Genomic DNA, 22,693 nt, shown 5'->3' on the forward strand with positions numbered 1-22,693 from the left:
AAAATTGAGTTTATAGGCTTTTTAACGCTTTTTTAATGATAGTCTCTACAGTAGCTTCCGGATCTTCCTTAACAATTTTTTCGACTACTTTTTCTGAAGTTTTTCGAACAAAACCTAAAACTTCCAAAGCAGATAACGCTTCATCTCGATTTGTATTGTTTTGAACTACCGAAACTTCGTCTAAATCGTACAACTTTAACACTTTTTCTTTTAAATCAAGGATAACTCTTTGCGCTGTCTTGTTTCCTATCCCCTTTATTGACTGTATAATTCCTACATCTCCGGATGCGATTGCGTTAATAATTTGTCTTGGTTCTATTGAAGATAACATTGTTCTGGCAATATTTGCTCCAATTCCGGAAACAGATAGTAACATTCTGAATATTTCGCGCTCTGATTTCTCGGCAAAACCAAATAAAGTATGCGCATCTTCCTTAATCAGAAGATGCGTATACAGTTTTATATGCTCAGCATTGGGAATTAACGAAAAGGTATGTAAAGATATATTTACCTGATAACCAACCCCTCCGCAATCAATTACGACCTCAGTAGGGTTTTTCTCGACTAATTTCCCTTGCAAATGTGCTATCATAGTATAAATTTATTAGGGTCAAATATAATAAAAATACGACAATATTATTCGATCCTTATTATTTATACTATTTTGCTAATTTATTTTTTTTATTTTCTTTTTCCTGAGCGTCAATGACCGCTATTGCTGCCATATTCACCATTTCTTCAACACTTGCTCCTAACTGGAAAATGTGAACCGGTTTACCCATTCCCATCATAATTGGACCAATAGAGTTTACTTTATACAATTCTTTTAGCAATTTATAAGTAATATTAGCTGACTCTAAGTTAGGAAAAATCAATGTATTTACTTTTTTACCTGCCAATTTAGAGAAAGGAAATTTCTCTGAAAGCATTTCCTGATTCAAAGCAAAATCTGCCTGAATTTCTCCATCAACAATTAGTTCCGGATGATTTTTATGCAAATAGGCTACTGCTTCTCTTACTTTTGAAGCGCTTTGACTTGTTGATGATCCAAAGTTTGAATACGAAATCATTGCAATAACGGGCTCAACACCAAACATTTTTGCTGTTTTTGCGGTCATAATAGCAATATTAACCAAATCTTCGGATGATGGATTTATATTGATTGCCGTATCTGATAAAAACATTGGCCCACGAGACGTTAACATCATATTTGCTGTTGCAACAAGTGAGGCTCCATGCGCTTTTTCAATCAATTGTAACATTGGTTTTACAACACTTGGGTAACTTCTTGTATGTCCTGTAACCAAAGCATCTGCTTCGCCTTCGTTTACCATCATGGCTGCAAAATAGTTTCTTTCGCGCATGAATTTTTGAGAATCAAGTAACGAAACTCCTCTTCTTTCTCTTGTTTCCCAGTATGAAGTCGCAAATCTGTTTCTTCTTGCTTCTTCTTCATTGGTTTTAGGATCAATAATCTCCAGTTCAGCATCAAAACCTAACTCGGCTTTAAGCTCCAGGATAACTTCTTTATTTCCTAACAAAATTGGAAAACCAATTCCGTCCTCATAAACAATCTGAGCTGCTTTTAATACATTTAATTGATCTGCTTCTGCAAACACAATTCTTTTAGGATCCATTTTTGCGCGGTTAGTCATCAAACGAACCATTTTGTTGTCATTCCCCATACGTTCACGAAGCACATCTTCATAAGCTGCCCAGTCTGTAATAGGATTTTTGGCAACACCGGATTCCATTGCTGCTTTCGCAACTGCTGGTGCTACTATTGTAATTAATCTTGGATCAAATGGTTTTGGGATAATATAATCTCTTCCAAAACCTAATTTTGTTGCTCCGTAAGCTACATTTACCTGCTCAGGAACCGGTTCTTTTGCCAATATTGCCAACGCTTTTACAGCAGCCATTTTCATAGCTTCGTTAATTTTCGTAGCTCTGACATCAAGCGCTCCTCTAAAAATATATGGAAAACCAAGAACGTTATTAACCTGATTAGGAAAATCTGAACGTCCTGTAGCCATAATAACGTCTTTTCGCGTTTCGGTCGCTAAATTATAATCGATTTCCGGATTTGGATTTGCCATTGCAAAAACAATCGGACTGTCTTTCATTGTTAATAACATTTCCGGTGTCAGGATATCTCCTGAAGATAATCCGATAAAAACATCAGCGCCTTTTACAGCTTCTGCAAGCTCAATTTTAGGCCCATTTACAGCATATTTTAACTGTAGTTCTGATAATGAAGGATTGTCTTTTGTTAAAAGTCCTTTACTATTAAACATTAAAATATTTTCGACTTTTACGCCTAATAAAACATATAAATCAGTACAGGCAATCGCAGCAGAACCTGCTCCGGAAACTACTACTTTTACATCTTCTGCTTTTTTTCCTGCTAATTCAAGTGCATTGATTAAAGCCGCCGAAGAGATAATTGCCGTACCGTGCTGGTCGTCGTGCATTACCGGAATATCTAATTCTTCTACCAGTCTTCTTTCGATTTCGAAAGATTCCGGTGCTTTAATATCTTCCAGATTTATCCCTCCAAAAGTTGGGGCAATGTTTTTTACGGTCTGAATAAATTCTTCTATATCTTTTGTTCCGATTTCAATATCAAAAACGTCAATATCAGAGAATATTTTAAACAATAATCCTTTTCCTTCCATTACTGGTTTAGAAGCTTCAGGACCAATGTCCCCAAGTCCTAAGACAGCTGTACCGTTTGAGATCACAGCAACTAAATTTCCTTTTGCTGTATATTTGTAAACGTCATCTACATTTGCTGCAATTTCTAAACATGGTTCTGCAACACCTGGCGAATAAGCCAAAGACAAGTCTCTTTGAGTTGCATATTTTTTTGTTGGAACTACCTGAATTTTTCCTGGAGTTGGTTCTGAATGATACAGTAACGCTTCTCTTCTTTTACTCTCTTTGTTCATTTATTTTAGCTTTTATTCTAGCTTACAAAGATATAAGTCTTGGTTTAAAATGGCGTATTTTTATTATTTTCTTTTAGCAAAATACCATTTATTACATCCAAAAAAAAATAGTCCAGTAGCATTTGGACTATTTGATAAAACTTATATTTTGATTTTTTTTATTGAGATATATAAGAGTTTAAATGATTTATGGTGTCTTTTTGAATTTCAATAATTGCTTTAACCACATCACTAATAGAAACTATTCCTACCACGGTTCTATCTTCGAGAACGGGTAAGTGCCTAATTCTTTTTGTACTCATAAGCTCCATACAATTTTCTAGATTATCTGAAAGTTTTACCGAAAAAACATTGCTTTCCATAATTTCATGAACAAAAGTTTCTTTTGATGATTTGTCTTTTAAAACAATTTTTCGGGCATAATCCCTTTCAGACAATATTCCCTTTAAATCATTGCCATCAATAATAAGGATAGCACCTATGTTTTTCTCTCCCATCACTTTTAAGGCTTCATAAACCGTTGTTGTTGAAAGAACTGAATAAACATTTTTTCCTTTTGCGTTTAGTATTTGATTTACAGTCATATCTGAAAAAATTTAGATCTATAAAGTTAGAAAAAAATGAATATAAACAACAACGAAAACGATTTTTTAAAACTTAACTCATTCATTTTAAACATAATATCTAATACCTTAAAATTTACAGGTTATATCCTAAATATTTGAATGAATTTTAGCACTTTTTTACGAAAAACATAATCTTTTTTACGTTAATAGATTTATTCTAAATAAAAAAGACCTTTTCTTAATTTTAGGAGAGGTCTTTATGCCAATTCATATGATCATATCATTTTTTATTTAAAAAACTATTTGACACCATGTCGTCTTTCTGACGAAGGAATCGCAAAAAAAAGTTCCGTATACCACCCCGATGGGGTTCATTTGCCTAACTTCTTATTTCTATAAATATGTCATCCCGATGGGATTTTTAGAAAAAACTTTCATTAACATATTATAATATGTCGGAAATAATAAATATAAAATGCAAATTGCCTAAGATTAAAATAAGCTTTTAAATGTATGAAAGGTGACAATATTCTTCTGCGTAATATGTTAGAATATACCATTATATCTTAACACGATATTTATGTCGTACTATCTTTTCAAACAGTTTAACAGATTTGATTTGTGAAAAAGAATAAATTATACAAACCCAAAAATATACTATAATGGAAACAAATGAAACTGAAAAATTAGAAACTCTTAGAAAATTAATTGCTTCCTATTTCAATACCTCCAAGTCTGGAAACAATAAATCAGAAGTTTATACGGCTCACATTAATATCAATTATTATGAACTGGGTTGTGTGATTACCAATATGATAAAAATGTGTATTTTGACACTTGATCATGACGGCGATAAAAGATCCAGTACAAACAAAAATCCTATCAATGTCTCTCTTGTTTTAGAAATGGTGCTTGAGATGTTTCCTATGAATGAATTTGAATTGTTAGGTGAAATTAATCAAATGTTTGCTCCGGATAATTAAAGCACAATACATAATAATCGAAAATCTAAATGTTGTCTTATAGACTGGACTAAAGTCCAGCCCTACAATATAAATCGAGCCGATGGCTCTTTTTGGTTTTCGAAGGACAGAATGTTTTATAAAAAGTTAAATTAGAACTATAATACACATCCCGTCAATTATCCTTTATAAAGTTCCGAAGGAACAAATTATATTGTAGGGCTGGACTTTAGTCCGGCACTACAATATAAATCGAACCGATGGCTCTTTTTGGTTTTCGAAGGACAAAATGTTTTATAAAAAGTTAAATTAGAACTATAACAAACATCCCGTCAATTATCCTTTATAAAGTTCCGAAGGAACAAATTATATTGTAGGGCTGGACTTTAGTCCAGTTAAAAATATACAATATACATTACAATCAAAGGGTGAAAATTTCAAATAAAAAATCCCTTTTCTAAGTTAGAAAAGGGATTTACAGTTCTATTTTTTTATAAATTGGTAATCACAAATTCGCTTCTTCGGTTCAGCTTATGTTCTTCTTCTGAACATTTTACACCATCAGAACATCCGTTTACTAATTGTGATTCGCCGTAGCCTTTTGCTGTTAACCTACTTGTATCTATACCTTTATCAACTAACCAATTTAGTGTTGCTTTTGCCCTTTTATCAGATAAAACCTGATTGTATTTAGCTGTTTGTCGGCTGTCTGTATGCGAACGAATATCGAGTTTTAAGGTTGGATATTGTTTTAATATTTCGACAATTTTTTCTAATTCAAAAGCAGATTCTTTTTTGATAGTTGCTTTATCTAAATCAAAATAAATAATCGGGATATCTAGCGTTTTTGCCAAATCTGTTCCTACTGTTATAGGTTTAACCCTTTTTTCTAATTGAATTAATAGAGTTGTTTTTCCGGATATTTTTTTGATTGTTACCGGAGTTTCTTTACTTTCATAATCTGTTTTTGATGCTCTGACAAAATACTTTAAGCCACATTTTACAGCAGGAAAAACGTAATTTCCTTTTTCGTCAGAAACAACTTCTGCTACGGGTTGAAAACTTTCATCGAACAAAGCTACAGTTGTATTTGAAAGGTTTATGTTTGTTTCAGCATCTGTAACTGTTCCGGTTAATTCCTGCTCGCAATTAAGTTTTCTGGTTTCTGTAAAACGATAAATATCATCGAATCCGTGACCATTTTCTCTGTTCGAAGAGAAAAACCCATTTCTGTTTTTACTTTCAATTATAAAAGCAAAATCGTCTTGTTTACTGTTTATTGGTTCTCCCACATTTTGTATTTGCTGAAAAGAACCGTCGTTATTTATTTTAGAAACAAAGATATCAAGTCCACCTAATCCGGGTCTTCCGTCTGTTGCAAAATAGAGTTCGTTATCTCCTGAAATAAACGGAAATGTCTCTCTTCCTTCTGTATTAATTGTTGCTCCCAGATTTTCCGGTTTTCCAAAAGTTCCGTCCTGATTTATTTTTACTTTAAACAAATCAGATTGCCCTAACGTTCCCGGCATATCAGACGCAAAATACAATGTTTTTTCATCTACACTTAAAGTAGGATGTGCCACACTATACTGATTGCTATTGAAGGGTAGTTCTTCAATATTTTTCCATTCCCCATTAATAAGGTTTGCTTTGTATAATTTTAATAATGTAATTTTATTCTCGTCTCTGCCTCTTTTTCCGTCTAAAAAATTATTTCGTGTAAAATACATCGTTCTTCCATCTTTTGTAAAAACGGGCGTTGACTCGTTGAATTTTGTATTTACTTTTTTCTGAAAACGCTGCGGAGTTCCAATACTTCCGTCAGGCAATAATTCGGCGGTGTATAAATTAGTAAAGGATCTGTTCGTCCATTTAAAATTTTTTTTCGCAATTCCACCAGTATCACGTGCAGAAGTAAATACCAGTTTATTATCATAAACAGCACTTCCATAATCTGAATATTTAGAATTAATTCCTGCATCGGCTATTTCGAATCGGCCTGAATTAGATTTTATCTCTTCTAAATAATTTTTATTGGCTTCGAACAAAAGACCTCTTTTGTCAGTAGTAAGTTTTTGATTGAACTTTTCTAAAATCGTATCTGCTTTAGCATAATTTCCGGCAGATTTCAGACATTGGGCATATCGATATAAATATTCTGTATCTTGTTGCTCATTCATCGCAAACAATTCGTCATACCATTTTAGGGCTTTTACCAATTCGCCATTAAAATAATAGGAATTACCAAGACGCTGAAACATTTTTTCGTCTTTATAACCTTTGTTGGCTACACTTTCATAGACTTTTATTGCATCTACATAAGCATATTTATCGTATTTGTCGTTGGCATAATTTATACTGTTTGTCTGGGCAATTGTACTGAAACAAAAAAGTAAAAATAAAGCAGTATAATTGAGGGTTTTGGTTTTCATGGATTGGCTTTTTTAGAAGAATCTTGGTGATGTAATTCTGTTATAATTATTAAAAAACTCAAAACGCAGGAAAATCTCATGCGATCCAGAATTATATCTTCTTAAATTGGTTGTTTCGTGGTCATAACCATATCCTATATATAAACCATCTGACACCTGAAAACCGGCCATCGCACTTACTGATGCGCTCCAACGGTATGCAAGACCAACTACAAATTTATCGTTGAACATAAAGTTACCTGAAACATCTACCTGCAAAGGAGCTCCCTGTACCATTTTGGTCAATAAGGCCGGTTTGAATTTGATATAATAATCAAGATCAAAAACATAACCTGCCATGAAATAGTAATTTATTTTATCTTTAAAAATAGCCGTATCATTATCATTATACCTGTTTGTTTCGATAAAATTAGGAACAGATAATCCTAAATAAGCTTTGTCTGAATGCCAGTAAACACCTGCACCAATATTTGGGGTAATTTTATTGTTTAAATCCTGAAACTGGGGATCTCCCTGATCTTCAAAACTTAATTTATTTACATCCAAATTAAAGAGATTGGCTGTGGCTTTTATCCCAAAAGAAAGTTTAAACGTCTCAGAAGTTGGAACAGTATAAGATAAATCAGCAGATAGTGTATTTTCGTTCGTTGGCCCAATTTTATCATTTACCAAAGAAACTCCCAGTCCCAGATTACTATTATTTAAAGGAGTGTTTACAGAGAAAGTACTTGTTTCAGGTGCACCATCAAGTCCTACCCATTGTGTACGGTATAATCCAAAAACACTTAAAGCGCCACGGGAGCCTGCATAAGCTGGATTTATTGTGATGGTATTGTACATATATTGTGTAAATTGAGCATCCTGCTGCGCCGAACACACCATCGTGAAAAACATGAAAATTAAAACTATCTTTTTCATTTAAAAGGCTTTTAAAAAGCGGCTTAGCAAACAACTAAGCCGCTCATAATTTTTATTTGTTTATATATAAATAACCTGAAAGTTCGTGTGAATTTGAGCCACTGTCTTTGTATTTCACAATATAGAAATAGGTTCCTACTGGCAATCCTTCAGATTGTTTTATAGTTGTACGTCCTTCAGAGTAACCTACAAAAGCACGGTCTTCGTTATTATAATTGTCTATATTGTAAACTAAAACACCCCAACGGTTATAAATTTCTACCGTATTGTCAGGATAGCATTCCAATCCCTGAATATAGAATCTCTTATTTTTTTCATCTCCGTTTGGAGAGAATGCATTAAAGACTTTTATAACACATCCGTTTAGCGGTAATACTGTAGGTTTGTCTTCCAGATTGTTTTCGTCATCTGACTTGTCTTCGACAACAACTCCTTTGTTGCTGCGCCCTTTTACAGTTGCCTGATTGCTTATACTTCCTTTATTGATATCATTTTGTGTAATTTTATAAGTTGCTATAAAATTATGTTCATCTGATTCGTTTACCTCTAAATCTATTGCTTGTCCGGTAAGTACCAGACCAGGTAAAGGATCTGAAACCATAACTCCGGTTAAAGGAACATTTCCTGTGTTTGTTACTTTGAATTTATAGGTAATGGTTTCACCTGCATTTGCAAATCCGCTACCATTTTCATCATTAAACACTGCTGTTTTTATAATCGCAATAGCAGGAACTTCTACAAAAACACTTAACGTTGCAGTACCACAATTCGTAAGATTGGCTTTTTCGCAAACCTGATATACCAGAGAGTAATTTCCTCCCGGAGTATTTGGTTTTACATTTACAGTTCCATCTGAGTTAAATTCGAAATATTTATTTGGTGTATTTGTAATTAAAACATCTAAAGGGTTTATTGGTAAGCCTTTTAATAAATCATTATCCAAAACATTGATAAACTCAAGTGAACCATTTATTCCGTCAACATTTACTACTCCATCATTATTAATGATAAGTTGTATTAATGGTGTTATTGGCGGAGTATTCACTACAGTAATCTTCACTACTGCCTGACTACAATTAGATGTATTTAAGGCTTCACAAATCTGATATGTCAATTCATAATTTCCGGATGGTGTTCCAGGTTTTACTTCTATTGTACCGTCTGTCTTTAAAATTAAGTTAGGATTTGAAACAACAGTACTCAAAACAACATCTGAAGGATTAACTATCGATCCGTTTAAAGTATCGTTATGAAATATACTTGTTGTTGAACTTTGCCCTTTACTACTATCTACAGTTCCTGCATTATCATTATTAGCCTGTAAAACCGCTCCCGTTACAGGAACATAACTTTTTATAGTAGCACAATTGCTTGTAGCATTTAAATATTCACAAATAGTATATTCTATTTCATAATTTCCTATTGGAGTTCCTGGTTTTACCGTTACTGTTCCGTCTGGATTTAAAGTTAATCCCGTTGGTACATTTACTGGCGTCAGGATTATTCCTCCATTACTGTTTTTGATAACAGCTGGATCTCCGTTTAATGTATCATTGTTTGTTAATGAGAATGTGGTTCCTCCAATACTTCCATTAATTGGAAGTGTATTTTCTGTTACTGCAATGATTGCTGGTTGCCCTACTATAAGGGTTACTGTTGCAGTATCGCAGTTGGCAGGAGTAGCTCCTTTTTCACAGATTTCATAAATAATGCTGTAACTTCCTGATGCTGTATTAGGATCAAGAGTCAAGACTCCGTTGGTATCTATACTTAACGGACCTGTTGTTATGGCGGTTACTGTTGTATTAGTGGATGTAACGGCTGTTCCGTTTAAAGTATCATTTGTTGTTACGTTTCCAACGGTGGTAGCCACTGTTGTTCCCGGAACCTGAACCGCATACGTGTTATCATCCTTGGCATCTAAAGTACCTTTTACCACTACGGTTGCTGTTGCAGTATCGCAGTTGGCAGGAGTAGCGCCTTTTTCACAGATTTCATAAGTTATGCTGTAACTTCCTGATACTGTATTAGGCTCAAGGGTTAAAACGCCGTTGGCATCTATACTTAACGGACCTGTTGTTATGGCGGTTACTGTTGTATTTAAAGCTGTAACGGCTGTTCCGTTTAAGGTATCATTTGTTGTTACGTTTCCAACGGTGGTGGCCACTGTTGTTCCCGGAACCTGAACCGCATACGTATTGTCGTCCTTGGCATCTAGAGTACCTTTTACCACTACGGTTGCTGTTGCAGTATCGCAGTTGGCAGGAGTAGCTCCTTTCTCACAGATTTCATAAGTAATGCTGTAACTTCCTGATGCTGTATTAGGCTCAAGAGTCAAGACTCCGTTGGCATCTATACTTAACGGACCTGTTGTTATGGCGGTTACTGTTGTATTTAAAGCTGTAACGGCTGTTCCGTTTAAGGTATCATTTGTTGTTACGTTTCCAACGGTGGTGGCCACTGTTGTTCCCGGAACCTGAACCGCATACGTATTGTCGCCCTTGGCATCTAAAGTACCTTTTACCACTACGGTTGCTGTTGCAGTATCACAGTTGGCAGGAGTAGCTCCTTTTTCACAGATTTCATAAGTAATGCTGTAACTTCCTGATGCTGTATTAGGATCAAGAGTCAAGACTCCGTTGGTATCTATACTTAACGGACCTGTTGTTATGGCGGTTACTGTTGTATTAGTGGATGTAACGGCTGTTCCGTTTAAAGTATCATTTGTTGTTACGTTTCCAACGGTGGTAGCCACTGTTGTTCCCGGAACCTGAACCGCATACGTGTTATCATCCTTGGCATCTAAAGTACCTTTTACCACTACGGTTGCTGTTGCAGTATCGCAGTTGGCAGGAGTAGCTCCTTTTTCACAGATTTCATAAGTAATGCTGTAACTTCCTGATGCTGTATTAGGCTCAAGAGTCAAGACTCCGTTGGCATCTATACTTAACGGACCTGTTGTTATGGCGGTTACTGTTGTATTAGTGGATGTAACGGCTGTTCCGTTTAAAGTGTCATTTGTTGTTACGTTTCCAACGGTGGTAGCCACTGTTGTTCCAGGAACCTGAACCGCATACGTGTTATCATCCTTGGCATCTAAAGTACCTTTTACCACTACGGTAGCTGTTGCAGTATCGCAGTTGGCAGGATTGGCTCCTTTTTCACAGATTTCATAAGTAATGCTGTAACTTCCTGATGCTGTATTAGGCTCAAGAGTCAAGACTCCGTTGGCATCTATACTTAACGGACCTGTTGTTATGGCGGTTACTGTTGTATTAGTGGATGTAACGGCTGTTCCGTTTAAAGTGTCATTTGTTGTTACGTTTCCAACGGTGGTAGCCACTGTTGTTCCAGGAACCTGAACCGCATACGTATTGTCATCCTTGGCATCTAAAGTACCTTTTACCACTACGGTAGCTGTTGCAGTATCGCAGTTGGCAGGATTGGCTCCTTTTTCACAGATTTCATAAGTAATGCTGTAACTTCCTGATGCTGTATTAGGCTCAAGAGTCAAGACTCCGTTGGCATCTATACTTAACGGACCTGTTGTTATCGCGGTTACTGTTGTATTAGTGGATGTAACGGCTGTTCCGTTTAAGGTATCATTTGTTGTTACGTTTCCAACGGTGGTAGCCACTGTTGTTCCCGGAACCTGAACCGCATACGTGTTATCATCCTTGGCATCTAAAGTACCTTTTACCACTACGGTAGCTGTTGCAGTATCGCAGTTGGCAGGATTGGCTCCTTTTTCACAGATTTCATAAGTAATGCTGTAACTTCCTGATGCTGTATTAGGCTCAAGAGTCAAGACTCCGTTGGCATCTATACTTAACGGACCTGTTGTTATGGCGGTTACTGTTGTATTAGTGGATGTAACGGCTGTTCCGTTTAAAGTGTCATTTGTTGTTACGTTTCCAACGGTGGTAGCCACTGTTGTTCCCGGAACCTGAACCGCATACGTGTTATCATCCTTGGCATCTAAAGTACCTTTTACCACTACGGTTGCTGTTGCAGTATCGCAGTTGGCAGGAGTAGCTCCTTTTTCACAGATTTCATAAGTTATGCTGTAACTTCCTGATGCCGTATTAGGCTCAAGAGTCAAGACTCCGCTGGCATCTATACTTAACGGACCTGTGCTTATTGGCGTTACTGTTGTATTTAAAGCTGTAACGGCTGTTCCGTTTAAGGTATCATTTGTTGTTACGTTTCCAACGGTGGTAGCCACTGTTGTTCCCGGAACCTGAACCGCATACGTGTTATCATCCTTGGCATCTAGAGTACCTTTTACCACTACGGTTACTGTTGCAGTATCGCAGTTGGCAGGAGTAGCTCCTTTTTCACAGATTTCATAAGTAATGCTGTAACTTCCTGATGCTGTATTAGGATCAAGAGTCAAGACTCCGTTGGCATCTATACTTAACGGACCTGTTGTAATAGCGGTTACTGTTGTATTAGTGGATGTAACGGCTGTTCCGTTTAAGGTATCATTTGTTGTTACGTTTCCAACGGTGGTAGCCACTGTTGTTCCCGGAACCTGAACCGCATACGTATTGTCATCCTTGGCATCTAAAGTACCTTTTACCACTACGGTTGCTGTTGCAGTATCACAGTTGGCAGGAGTAGCTCCTTTTTCACAGATTTCATAAGTAATGCTGTAACTTCCTGATGCTGTATTAGGATCAAGAGTCAAGACTCCGTTGGCATCTATACTTAACGGACCTGTGCTTATTGGCGTTACTGTTGTATTTAAAGCTGTAACGGCTGTTCCGTTTAAAGTGTCATTTGTTGTTACGTTTCCAACTGTGGTGGCCACTGTTGTTCCCGGAACCTGAACCGCATACGTGTTATCATCCTTGGCATCTAGAGTACCTTTTACCACTACGGTTGCTGTTGCAGTATCGCAGTTGGCAGGAGTAGCACCTTTCTCACAGATTTCATAAGTAATGCTGTAACTTCCTGATGCCGTATTAGGATCAAGGGTCAAGACTCCGTTGGCATCTATACTTAACGGACCTGTTGTTATGGCGGTTACTGTTGTATTTAAAGCTGTAACGGCTGTTCCGTTTAAGGTATCATTTGTTGTTACGTTTCCAACGGTGGTAGCCACTGTTGTTCCCGGAACCTGAACCGCATATGTGTTATCGTCTTTGGCACAGATTTTAGAATTGATAGTAAAACTTGAACTATCAGAAATACATCCATTAGCTGAAGCTGTAATAGTATAACTTCCTACAGGAGCTATAACTTCGGCACCATTTTGAACAACTCCTGTTGATGGAGTTATTATATAAGTGTAAATTATATCGTAATTTATAATAGTCACACTTCCTTTTGCCACGGTACATGTCTGTTCTATTACAGAACTTAAAACTGGTACTGAAGGAATTGGTTTTATGGTTATTGTTCGGCTTGTAGTTGCATTTGTACAACCTCCAGTTCCTGTTACGGTATAAGTGATGGTTGCCGTTCCAGCTGTAACACCTGTAACTAAACCTGTTAAAGGATCAACTGTCGCAATTGCATTATTGCTGCTTGACCAGTTTCCTGAATCTCCTGTTGATACAAATGTAGTGGTTCCTGCAACACAAATATTTTGTGTTCCTGATAAAGTTCCCGCATTTGGTGCAGCTGTAATGGTAACATCTCTAGTGGCTGTTGTATTTGTACAACCTCCAGTTCCTGTTACGGTATAAGTGATGGTTGCCGTTCCAGCTGTAACACCTGTAACTAAACCTGTTGAAGGATCAACTGTCGCAATTGCATTATTGCTGCTTGACCAGTTTCCTGAATCTCCTGTTGATGTAAATGTAGTGGTTCCTGCAACACAAATATTTTGTGTTCCTGATAAAGTTCCCGCATTTGGTGCAGCTGTAATGGTAACCTCTCTAGTGGTTGTTGCATTGGTACAACCTCCGGTTCCTGTTACGGTATAAGTGATGGTTGCCGTTCCAGCTGTAACACCTGTAACTAAACCTGTTGAAGGATTAACTGTCGCAATTGCATTATTGCTGCTTGACCAGTTTCCTGAATCTCCTGTTGATGCAAATGTAGTGGTTCCTGCAACACAAATATTTTGTGTTCCTGATAAAGTTCCCGCATTTGGTGCAGCTGTAATGGTAACCCCTCTAGTGGCTGTTGCATTTGTACAACCTCCGGTTCCTGTTACGGTATAAGTGATGGTTGCTGTTCCAGCTGTAACACCTGTAACTAAACCTGTTGAAGGATTAACTGTCGCAATTGCATTATTGCTGCTTGACCAGTTTCCTGAATCTCCTGTTGATACAAATGTAGTGGTTCCCGCAACACAAATATTTTGTGTTCCTGATAAAGTTCCCGCATTTGGTGCAGCTGTAATGGTAACCCCTCTAGTGGCTGTTGCATTGGTACAACCTCCCGTTCCTGTTACGGTATAAGTGATGGTTGCTGTTCCAGCTGTAACACCTGTAACTAAACCTGTTGAAGGATTAACTGTCGCAATTGCATTATTGCTGCTTGACCAGTTTCCTGAATCTCCTGTTGATGCAAATGTAGTGGTTCCTGCAACACAAATATTTTGTGTTCCTGATAAAGTTCCCGCATTTGGTGCAGCTGTAATGGTAACCCCTCTATTGGCTGTTGCATTGGTACAACCTCCGGTTCCTGTTACGGTATAAGTGATGGTTGCTGTTCCAGCTGTAACACCTGTAACTAAACCTGTTGAAGGATTAACTGTCGCAATTGCATTATTGCTGCTTGACCAGCTTCCTGAATCTCCTGTTGATACAAATGTAGTGGTTCCCGCAACACAAATATTTTGTGTTCCTGATAAAGTTCCCGCATTTGGTGCAGCTGTAATGGTAACCCCTCTAGTGGCTGTTGCATTGGTACAACCTCCCGTTCCTGTTACGGTATAAGTGATGGTTGCTGTTCCAGCTGTAACACCTGTAACTAAACCTGTTGAAGGATTAACTGTCGCAATTGCATTATTGCTGCTTGACCAGTTTCCTGAATCTCCTGTTGATGCAAATGTAGTGGTTCCTGCAACACAAATATTTTGTGTTCCTGATAAAGTTCCCGCATTTGGTGCAGCTGTAATGGTAACCCCTCTATTGGCTGTTGCATTTGTACAACCTCCGGTTCCTGTTACGGTATAAGTGATGGTTGCTGTTCCAGCTGTAACACCTGTAACTAAACCTGTTGAAGGATTAACTGTCGCAATTGCATTATTGCTGCTTGACCAGCTTCCTGAATCTCCTGTTGATGTAAATGTAGTGGTTCCTGCAACACAAATATTTTGTGTTCCTGATAAAGTTCCCGCATTTGGTGCAGCTGTAATTGTGATTTTCCCAGTCGCATTTAAAACAGTTCCACAACCTCCAACTAATGGAATTCTGTACGTATATATACCTGCTACTGTTGGAGTACCGCTAATAGTAATCTTGTTAGATGCCCAAGCTGCAGTAACTCCTGCAGGTAATCCTGTCGCACTGCCTATTCCTGTCGCACCACTTGTAGTATGCGTAATATTTGTTAAAACAGTATTGATACATAATGTTGGTGTAGTTGATGCCGCACTTACTGTATTATTTGCTGTTACCGTTACATTAGCATTTATCGTAGCAGCACTACAAGGTGATGTATGCCCAACCGTTGTTATTGTATAAGTATAAGGGCCACTTGTTGTTGGACTCCCTGAAATTGTTATTGTTTTTGCATTGGTATCAACAATGCTCCCTAAACCAAGTGGTAAGTTTGAGGCTACAGCATTCGTTGCACTTCCTCCAAAAGTATAAACAGTGCTGGTAATTGGTGTTCCTTCACATAAAGTTTGGTTTTGTGTACTAGTCGCACTTGTTAGTACAACCGTCGAAGCTGTATTTATAACTGCTGCAACTGCAATTCTTGATGCTGTAGTACAACCCTCAGTTGTAGTAGCTCCTACATAATAAGTCGTAGTAGCTGATAAACTTGGTGTATTAAAAGTAGCTCCTGTCTCTAATGATGGGCCACCTGTTGGATTAGCATACCAATAAATGGTAGATCCTGTTGATGCAGTTGCACTTAGTGCAACTGTTCCTGTACCACATCTAGAACCTTCTATTGTTGAATTTATTGTTGGCGAGGTATTTACTGTTGCTTTAACAGGAGTTCTAGTTACTGTAGTACATCCATTATCTGTTGCATCAACATAAAAGTCAGTTGTTACAGATAAACTTGGTGTAGTAAAAGTAGCTCCTGTTCCTAATGATGGGCCACCTGTTGCTGCAGCATACCAATTGATTGTTCCTGATGAAGCTGTAGCCCCCAAAGTCACAGTTCCTGCATCACATCGTGAATTTGGCGTTGTGCTTGTAATTGTTGGTTTTGGCTTAATAACAAAACTCGTAGCTGTTCTACAAGTTGAACCAGTACATGCCGCATAATAAATTACAGTCTTTGCGGTATTCGTATCTGCCAAACCTGATCCGGCAACTCCCACCGGATTAAAAGAAACACCAGTGTACAACAATGTACCTCCTGAAGCAGCTGTATACCATTGAATAGTACCCGAAGAACATGTAGAAGTAGCTACTAATGCTACGCTATCATCACCTTGACAAATGGAAACTCCTGTTGTGGTTGGTGCACCTGCAAGTGCATTTATAGTAATATCTGCAGTAGAAAGTGAAGTACAACCTTGTGAATTGGTTGTCGTCAACTTATATATACCCGCTACTAGCCCAGAAAAAATACCAGTCGCATTATTTACCGGAGCCGTTACAGGATTTGTTCCTGTTAGTGTATAATTTATTCCTGTGCCATTGGCAGGAGTATCTACTCTTATTGTTCCTGTTGGTAGGGTACATGTTGGCTGTGTAGCCATAAAAGTTGGAACAGCCGGCAAAGCTAGAATTGTTATATCATCGAGATTCGTACTACTACCACTAAAGTTTACCCCTGAAACATCTGCTTGGTTAGCACCTTCATATTTTTTATTTACTGTGCCATAAGCGTTTGTAGCTGCAGTTATTTTTCTTGTCGAATTCGCAGTTGTACGTGTTGGGTCAAGATATAATGCTTGTGCATTAGAACTATATGCCCCTGGGGATATAGACGCTGCTACTTTCCCAATCAAGGTTATTGTAACAACACCATTTTGTCCAATATTAAACATCCCTAATAAAGGATTATTAGGTACTGTGGTATTAATATTAGTCAATGGACCCAATGGGCCAGAAGCCTCGATTGAATATGTGGCTGTAGCAGAATCAAATTCGATACCTGCAGGGAAACTAAAATCCAAAACAACACCCGCTGCATTCCCAGCTCCTGTATTTTTTATCTGAATTTCATAAGAAACTTTCTCACCAATCGAATTACAAGCTGATGCAGTAGATAAAGATTTCACTTTAGTCTCAAGACTAGGAAAACAATTTGCATTAACCTGTAGATTAGTGGGTACGTCGCTAACCGTAAATTTCGTAACATAACCAATAGTCCCATTTACAGCACCATGATTAATTCCTGCTCCTGCATTAGATTTACCTGCTAAACCACCATTTACACTAGATGTTATTGTTGATGAACTAGAAAGATTATGACTAATAATTCCACCACCACCACCACCACCTGGACCGTGCTCATTCCCACTATCATTTTCTGAGTTCCCTCCATTTCCTCCATTTGCATTAATTGTTATATTTGCCGTACTATTATTAGAGATATTCAAAAGTACAGTTCCTCCTGCTCCACCTCCTCCTGCTCCATCAGGTGAACCTGAATAAGTACCTGCAGCACCATTTCCTCCATTAGCGTTAATATAACCGGTGCCTTGAACGGTACCTGCGTTAATGAGTATAATTGCTCCTCCAACTCCACCCTTTACACCAGACGAAGCATTATTAGCATCACCAGCACCGCCACCGCCACCCATAACTAGTCTTGGAAAAGGTGTTGCTGTAGTATAAGATTTGAAACCTGGCCTTCCTCCTCCTGTGTAAGCAGGATAAAGATCTCCGCCGCCGCCTTGCCATCCGGCACCTCCAAGACCACCAAAACCTCCATTACCACCTCCACCTCCACCCGTGTTATGATCATTACCACCCCCACCGGCATTCGCAGCGGCACCCCTTCCAGCAGATCCGCCAGGCATACCTTCAGCAATATTATCTACTTCATTAAAGCCATCCCACATAAATCTAGGCGTTCCTGCCATTCCTTCTCCCTTTCCAGAAATCTTATTATTCGTAGACAGACCAACATAGATTGTCGAATTATTTACACCTGAATCTGCCTTAGGACTGTATCCACCTCTAAAACCTCTTGCAGTTCCATTAATTATTTTACTGTTAAAATTGAAAGTTCCTGAAACATTAAAAGCAATTACTCCGCCGGCAATACCGTTAAAAGGTGGGGTTGTTATATCTGAATTTAAAGTTAAATTTGAGTATTGAGGCACCCTAACAATTTGAAATGTTCTTTTACCTCTAGCGGATGTTGCATCAGCATTATAAAAACTATTAAGAATCCCTCCGCCGGTACCAGTACCCTTAAAAGTTAAATTCCCACCTGTCAGCGGTACATTATTAGTTGCAATAACATATTCAAAAACACCAGTATTACCAATACTTGTAAAACCAGTACCTCCTAAACCGTCCGGACCGCTATTCGTTGTTCCTGATCCATAACTAGGACTGTTACTTGAATCTATTGTAGCATCCTGCATTTGGATAATCAAAATCAAATCTCCTGCAGAAATTTGAGTAGACCCAAAATTATTAGAATACCGATCTATTGGTGGTACTCCCGCTAAGAGTATAGATTGAGCTCCCGCATTTAAGGTAATATTACCTGATATAGGATAATATGTATTTATAGAACTTAATACTGTAACAGGACCATCTGCTCCTGGCGTTCCACAAACTTGTGCAAACGAAGAAATAGAAGTAACAAACAATAAAACAAGAGAAATTAGTCTAAAAAGTTTAGACTGACTAAGAGTAAAATTACGCATAGACAACTGTGATTTTAAGAATAGAAATATTGGAAATTGAAAAACCTAATTTGGTTTTCAGTATTTGAAACAGATACGATAAAACAGAGAAAATGGATTTTGTAAATCTTAAAAAAGTTATTTCAAGATCGTCACAAGAATAAAGTAGTTTTCGCACCATAAATTATTATAGTTCAAGACACAAAAATTGTCTTACGGTTAAATTAGTAGTTTTGGAGCCGCGAAAATATGCAAACACCTATGTACTAGCTACTTTAGTCGACAAACTACCCAGATAAACGTTGAATTACACTTTTTTACAACAAAAATTAACCTTAAAGTGCCAAAAACTTAACTATTCGATAATAAAATAGCAGAAATTTCTTAATTTTTTAGTGTATTGTTGATTTTTAAGTAAATACTAGATAAAAACATAAAAATCTTACAAAAAAAAGACAAACAAGGAATAGGATATTAGATTTGAAAAAAGACAAAAACACAGTAATTACAAGGAAAAATACTTCAAAAAACTATTGTAAGAATTGCACGTTTCGTTTTAAACCATCAAACTTTGTTCTTTTAATGGGAGAATTTTTAAAAACTGCACGGAAAGTTTCTTCCGTAATTTCGATCCAGTCTTTTTTAGAAAAAGAAAGTAAGTCCGGATTCGGATTAAATAATGGTTCCGAATGTGGTTTTGAAAATCTATTCCATGGACAAACATCCTGACAAGTGTCACAACCAAACATCCATTCATCAAATTTTCCTTTCATTTCGTAAGGGATATTTTCTTTGAGTTCGATAGTATAATAAGAAATACATTTACTACCGTCAACAACATGTGGAGCCACAATTGCCTGAGTGGGACAAGCATCGATACAAGCCGTACAAGAACCACAATGATCTGTAGTAGCATGATCATATTCCAGATCTAAATCAAGTATGAGTTCTGCAATAAAATAGAAAGAACCCACTTTTTGAGTTAGCAGGTTACCGCTTTTACCAATCCATCCTAAGCCACTTTTTGCCGCCCAGGCACGATCTAAAACAGGTGCTGAATCAACAAAAGCACGACCGGAAACATCTCCAATATTTTCCTGAATAGAATGCAAAAATTCTTTTAGTTTCTCTTTGATTACAAAATGATAATCCTGACCGTAGGCATATTTTGAGATTTTAAAACTTTCCTGAGTTTGAGTTTCTTCAGGATAATAATTTAGTAAAAGAGAAACGACACTTTTGGCATCATCAACCAATAAGGTTGGGTCTAAACGTTTGTCAAAGTGGTTTTCCATATAAGCCATTTGACCATGATGATTGTTGTTGAGCCACTTTTCAAGACGTGGCGCTTCTTCTTCCAGAAAACCTGCTTTAGATATTCCACAAGAAAGAAAACCAAGACGTTTTGCTTCAGATTTTATAAATTTCGAATATGTTTCTTTTGCATTAATGCTCATCTTTTCGAGAATGAAACTGCTACACCAACTGGCTTTAACGTTATTAGAGGATTAAAGTGAACAGTATCTGTACTGGATTTAATCTCGTATTTTTTTACAATTTGCGAAATGGTCAAACACATTTCATAAATGGCAAATCCCGCTCCGATGCACATTCTTGGACCTGCGCCAAAGGGATAAAAGTACTGCATAGATTGCTTTCGCTGCTCTCCAAGAAATCGCTCCGGAATAAATTGATTCGGATTTTCCCAATATTTAGGATTTCGATGTAATTCATAAAAAGAAACACCTATTAGAGTTTCCTTTTTTATATGATAACCCGCAAGTACATCATCTGTAACATTTTGCCTATCCGTAATCCAGGCTGGCGGATACAAACGCATTGATTCATTTAAAACTGCATTGGTATAACTCATTTTCTGAAGTTGCTCAACAATATCACCTGTTTGAGATTGAATCCCGGTAATCTCATCAAAAACTTTTTGTTGTACCTCAGGATTCCTTCCTAAAAGATGCAATGCAAAAGTTAAAGCGTTTGCAGTAGTTTCATGTCCTGCAATAAACAATACTTTAATTTCATCGACCAATTGACTTACTGACATGCCTTCCCCAGTATCTTCATATCGGGTTTCTAAGAGCATATTCAACAAATCATTAATTTCTTCTTTCGAAGCCATTCTTTCTTCTATAATTTCCTGAATAATACTATTATTCTCCTGAGCCAGTTCAAGATGATTCCTTACCTGGCCACTTAACGAAAACCACCATGCCTTATGAGGAAGTCTGATTTCTTTAATTAAGAAATTCTGCACTTCTTCTATAATAAATTTTATTCTATTTAATTTTTCGTCCGAAATTGAAAGTTGAAATAATGATTTAGCCACAACATTAAAGGCTAATTGACTCATTACGGGAAAAAGATCGACTGGCTTATCTTCAATTAAATCTTTCAATTCTAAAGCAATTGTCTCATTCATATTTCCGACCAACTGATTCATCTTTTGCTTGTGAAATGCAGGCTGAATAAGTCTACGTTGTTTCAACCAAAATTCTCCATCAACAGTCAAAAGACCTTTGCCCAAATATTTTGAAAGATATACAGATTGGAATTTCGATTTATGATAATTCTTTTGATTTTTCTGCAAGATATACTGGGCAACTTCATTATCCCTTGATAAAATTATATGCTTAGATCTGCCAATTTTAAGAGAAAACGAATCTCCAAGTTTATCAAAATATTTTTCATGAAACGGAATCGGATTTTTACGCACTCCTTCAGCATCCAAAAAGAATCTCAATATCGAAAGCCTGTTAGGGTAATTATATTTTGTGTTTTCAGACATCGCGATACCAGAATTAAAATAGTCCGCCCTGAATGTTCGTATTTATTTTACCTAAATGTTTATACGCTTTATCGGTAACTTCCCTTCCTCTTGGAGTTCGCATAATAAATCCTTCCTGAATGAGAAAAGGTTCGTAAACTTCTTCGATAGTTTCGCTACTTTCAGAGACAGCGGTTGCTAAGGTCGAAAGTCCCACAGGTCCACCTTTGAACTTATTGATAATGGTCAACAAGATTTTGTTATCCATTTCGTCGAGACCATGTGCATCTACATTAAGTGCTTTTAAGGCATATCGCGCAATTTCAAGATCAATAGTTCCATTTCCTTTTATTTGTGCAAAATCTCGTACTCTTCGCAACAACGCGTTAGCAATACGAGGTGTACCACGACTTCTACCAGCGATTTCGATAGCAGCATCTAATGAAATAGGCATTCTAAGTATAGAAGAACTTCTTTCGACAATACTCGTCAAAAGTTCAGTAGTGTAATATTGTAAACGTGATGAAATTCCGAAACGGGCACGCATTGGTGCGGTTAATAATCCTGAACGGGTTGTTGCCCCAATTAAGGTAAAAGGATTTAAATTGATTTGTACTGTTCTGGCATTTGGGCCTGACTCGATCATAATATCAATTTTAAAATCTTCCATAGCTGAATATAAATACTCCTCGACAATTGGGCTTAGACGATGAATCTCATCAATGAATAAAACATCTCTTTCGTCAAGATTGGTCAATAAACCAGCTAAATCTCCGGGTTTATCTAAAACAGGACCAGACGTAATTTTAATTCCAACTTCAAGTTCATTAGCCAGAATATTAGCCAAAGTCGTTTTTCCTAATCCGGGAGGACCATGAAAAAGAGTATGATCAAGAGCTTCACCTCGCTGATTGGCTGCGGCAACAAAAACTTTTAAGTTCTCTAAAACCTGATCTTGCCCGGCAAAATCATCAAATGACAGCGGACGTAATCTTTTTTCAAGATCTAATTCTTCTGGATTGTACCCATTTGTAGTGGGATCTAGGTTCTCATTCATTTTACAAAGATAGGCAAAGTAATCAGTTTGTAAAATAGATAAATCCCAAATAAAAAAATGCTTAATTACAATAAAAT

10 protein-coding genes are annotated in these 22,693 nt (G+C 37.1%); 1 reads left to right on the plus strand and 9 read right to left on the minus strand.

Annotated elements, in window-relative coordinates; translation table 11 throughout:
• Nucleotides 1-10: 10 nt before the first annotated feature.
• From ruvA to ACQY44_RS09495, 3 genes are all read right to left on the minus strand, one after another.
• The gene (gene ruvA, locus ACQY44_RS09485) at nt 11-592 is read right to left on the minus strand and encodes a Holliday junction branch migration protein RuvA (RefSeq protein ID WP_428230129.1); all 582 of its coding nucleotides are present in this window, start codon (nt 590-592) and stop codon (nt 11-13) included.
• A gap of 67 nt (nt 593-659) precedes the next feature.
• Nucleotides 660-2,951, minus strand: coding sequence for an NADP-dependent malic enzyme (locus ACQY44_RS09490; protein WP_428230130.1), 2,292 nt, complete (start codon nt 2,949-2,951; stop codon nt 660-662).
• A 158-nt stretch (nt 2,952-3,109) separates the two neighbouring features.
• Nucleotides 3,110-3,535 (minus strand): CBS domain-containing protein, encoded by a 426-nt coding sequence (locus ACQY44_RS09495; RefSeq protein WP_428230131.1) that lies wholly within the window; start codon nt 3,533-3,535, stop codon nt 3,110-3,112.
• Nucleotides 3,536-4,179: 644 nt separating this feature from the next.
• Here ACQY44_RS09495 and ACQY44_RS09500 point away from each other — a divergent pair.
• Complete coding sequence (locus ACQY44_RS09500; protein ID WP_428230132.1) at nt 4,180-4,500, plus strand: hypothetical protein; 321 nt, start codon at nt 4,180-4,182, stop codon at nt 4,498-4,500.
• Between the two features lie 470 nt (nt 4,501-4,970).
• On the opposite strand, the gene ACQY44_RS09505 is transcribed toward ACQY44_RS09500, so the two are convergent.
• The 6 genes from ACQY44_RS09505 to ruvB form a co-directional block, all read right to left on the minus strand.
• On the minus strand, nt 4,971-6,911 hold the full coding sequence (locus tag ACQY44_RS09505) for an OmpA family protein (protein WP_428230133.1): 1,941 nt from the start codon (nt 6,909-6,911) through the stop codon (nt 4,971-4,973).
• A 12-nt stretch (nt 6,912-6,923) separates the two neighbouring features.
• On the minus strand, nt 6,924-7,829 hold the full coding sequence (locus ACQY44_RS09510) for a PorP/SprF family type IX secretion system membrane protein (RefSeq protein WP_428230134.1): 906 nt from the start codon (nt 7,827-7,829) through the stop codon (nt 6,924-6,926).
• 52 nt (nt 7,830-7,881) lie between these two features.
• The gene (locus ACQY44_RS09515) at nt 7,882-18,801 is read right to left on the minus strand and encodes an Ig-like domain-containing protein (RefSeq protein ID WP_428230135.1); all 10,920 of its coding nucleotides are present in this window, start codon (nt 18,799-18,801) and stop codon (nt 7,882-7,884) included.
• 509 nt (nt 18,802-19,310) lie between these two features.
• Complete coding sequence (gene queG, locus ACQY44_RS09520) at nt 19,311-20,237, minus strand: tRNA epoxyqueuosine(34) reductase QueG (RefSeq protein ID WP_428230136.1); 927 nt, start codon at nt 20,235-20,237, stop codon at nt 19,311-19,313.
• Nucleotides 20,234-21,580: a cytochrome P450 gene (locus ACQY44_RS09525; RefSeq protein WP_428230137.1), complete on the minus strand. Its 1,347-nt coding sequence runs from the start codon at nt 21,578-21,580 to the stop codon at nt 20,234-20,236. Before ACQY44_RS09525 ends, queG begins: the two co-directional genes overlap by 4 nt.
• Nucleotides 21,581-21,593: 13 nt before the next feature.
• The gene (gene ruvB, locus ACQY44_RS09530) at nt 21,594-22,616 is read right to left on the minus strand and encodes a Holliday junction branch migration DNA helicase RuvB (protein ID WP_072954312.1); all 1,023 of its coding nucleotides are present in this window, start codon (nt 22,614-22,616) and stop codon (nt 21,594-21,596) included.
• Nucleotides 22,617-22,693 lie beyond the last annotated feature (77 nt).

It is taken from the genome of Flavobacterium sp. (assembly GCF_965277525.1).
Lineage (GTDB): Bacteria > Bacteroidota > Bacteroidia > Flavobacteriales > Flavobacteriaceae > Flavobacterium.

Coding starts and splice junctions, on each gene's coding strand:
- ruvA (WP_428230129.1), bottom strand. CDS start 592: ATGATAGCACATTTGCAAGGGAAATTAGTCGAGAAAAACCCTACTGAG.
- ACQY44_RS09490 (WP_428230130.1), bottom strand. CDS start 2,951: ATGAACAAAGAGAGTAAAAGAAGAGAAGCGTTACTGTATCATTCAGAA.
- ACQY44_RS09495 (WP_428230131.1), bottom strand. CDS start 3,535: ATGACTGTAAATCAAATACTAAACGCAAAAGGAAAAAATGTTTATTCA.
- ACQY44_RS09500 (WP_428230132.1), top strand. CDS start 4,180: ATGGAAACAAATGAAACTGAAAAATTAGAAACTCTTAGAAAATTAATT.
- ACQY44_RS09505 (WP_428230133.1), bottom strand. CDS start 6,911: ATGAAAACCAAAACCCTCAATTATACTGCTTTATTTTTACTTTTTTGT.
- ACQY44_RS09510 (WP_428230134.1), bottom strand. CDS start 7,829: ATGAAAAAGATAGTTTTAATTTTCATGTTTTTCACGATGGTGTGTTCG.
- ACQY44_RS09515 (WP_428230135.1), bottom strand. CDS start 18,801: ATGCGTAATTTTACTCTTAGTCAGTCTAAACTTTTTAGACTAATTTCT.
- queG (WP_428230136.1), bottom strand. CDS start 20,237: ATGAGCATTAATGCAAAAGAAACATATTCGAAATTTATAAAATCTGAA.
- ACQY44_RS09525 (WP_428230137.1), bottom strand. CDS start 21,580: ATGTCTGAAAACACAAAATATAATTACCCTAACAGGCTTTCGATATTG.
- ruvB (WP_072954312.1), bottom strand. CDS start 22,616: ATGAATGAGAACCTAGATCCCACTACAAATGGGTACAATCCAGAAGAA.